Origin of the sequence: Kitasatospora sp. NPDC048296, assembly GCF_043201815.1 — a bacterium.
Lineage (GTDB): Bacteria > Actinomycetota > Actinomycetes > Streptomycetales > Streptomycetaceae > Kitasatospora.
This window is the reverse complement of record NZ_JBICZB010000198.1, coordinates 1-1833: the sequence shown is the minus strand read 5'-3', so window position 1 is coordinate 1833 and position 1833 is coordinate 1. Positions and strand designations below refer to the sequence as shown.

1 protein-coding gene is annotated in these 1833 nt (G+C 72.3%); it reads right to left on the bottom strand.

Annotation, left to right across the window (positions count from 1 at the left end):
- Positions 1-1833: beta-ketoacyl synthase N-terminal-like domain-containing protein (locus tag ACGF12_RS38445; RefSeq protein WP_393041268.1), on the bottom strand; the 1833-nt coding region annotated here is incomplete at both ends.

Below are 1833 nucleotides of genomic sequence, written 5' to 3'. Positions count from 1 at the left end.
GGTCTTGGGCAGCACGCCGTTGCGCATCGCCATGACCATCTTGATCACACCGCCGACACCCGCGGCGGCCTGGGTGTGGCCGATGTTCGACTTCAGCGAGCCCAGCAGCAGCGGACGCTCCCCGTTCCGCTCCTGGCCGTACGTGGCGATCAGGGCCTGGGCCTCGATCGGGTCGCCGAGCTTGGTGCCGGTGCCGTGGGCCTCGACGGCGTCCACCTGGCCGACCGTCAGACCCGCACTGGCCAGCGCCTGCCGGATCACCCGCTCCTGGGACGAACCGTTGGGCGCGGTGAGGCCGTTGCTGGCACCGTCCTGGTTGACCGCGCTGCCGCGCAGCACGGCGAGGACGGGGTGCCCGTTGCGCTCGGCGTCGGAGAGCCGCTCCACCAGGAGCATGCCGACGCCCTCGCCCCAGCTGGTGCCGTCCGCGGCAGCAGCGAAGGACTTGGAACGGCCATCGGCGGCCAGCCCGCGCTGGCGGCTGAACTCGACGAACATGCCCGGGGTCGGCATCACGGTGACGCCGCCCGCGAGGGCGAGGTCGCACTCGTCGTTGCGCAGGGCCTGGGCGGCCAGGTGCAGGGCGACGAGTGAGGACGAGCACGCGGTGTCGACCGTCACCGCCGGGCCCTCCAGCCCCAGCGCGTAGGAAACCCGGCCGGACAGCACGCTCGACGACTTGCCGGTGAGCATGAAGCCCTCGAACGTGCTCGGCGTCTCGTGAAGGCGCGAAGCGTAGTCCTGGTACGTCGTGCCGGCGAAGACGCCGGTGCGGCTGCCGCGGAGGGTCGCCGGGTCGATGCCCGCCCGCTCGAACGCCTCCCAGGAGGTCTCCAGCAGCAGGCGCTGCTGCGGGTCCATCGCCAGCGCCTCGCGCGGCGAGATCCCGAAGAACTCCGCGTCGAAGTCGGCCGCGTCGTAGAGGAAGCCGCCTTCGCGTGCGTAGGTCGTGCCGGGCCGCTCGCGGTCCGGGTCGTACAGGTTGTCGAGGTCCCAGCCGCGGTCGGTCGGGAGCCCGCCGATGGCGTCGCGGCCCTCGGCCACGAGCTGCCAGAGCTCTTCCGGCGACCGGACGGCGCCCGGCATGCGGCACCCCATCGCCACGATGGCGATCGGCTCGTCCCGGTCGGCGGTCACGGCGGTCACGGCGGGCACCGACACCGGCGCCGCGTGCTGCCCGGCCCCGACCAGCTCGGCACGCAGGTGCTTGGCCAGCGCGCTCGGCGTGGGGTTGCCGAAGATCGTGCTGGTGGTCATCCGAGAGCCGGTCACCGAGATCAGGCGGTTCCGCAGGTCCATGACGGTCAACGAGTCGAAACCGAAGTCCTTGAAGGCACGACCGGAACTGATCGCCTCCACCCCCGTGTGGCCCAGGACCGCAGCCGCCTGGGTGCGGACGAGCTCGGTCAGCACCTTCTCCTGCTCGTCCTCGGACAGGCCGATGAGCTGCTGGAGCAGCTTCGCCCGCGGGCCCGAATCCGCGGGCGCGGTGCCTGCGTCGGCTTCGGTCGCGGCCGCGGCCGCAGGGATCCCGTCGAAGAGACGGGTCGGCCGCAGGGCCGAGAACTCCGGTACGAAGCGCTGCCAGTCGATGTCGGCGACCACCGTGCTGGTGTCGTCCCGGTCCAGCGCCTGCTGCAGCGCGGAGATCGCCAGGTCCGGTGCCATCGCGGTCAGGCCACGGCGGCTCATCCGGTCGTCGATCTCGGACCCGACCATGCCGCCACCGCTCCACGTCCCCCAGGCGATGGAGGTGGCGGGGAGGCCGTCGGTGTGGCGTTGGTGGGCGAGGGCGTCGAGGTAGGCGTTTGCGGCGGCGTAGTTGGCCTGTCC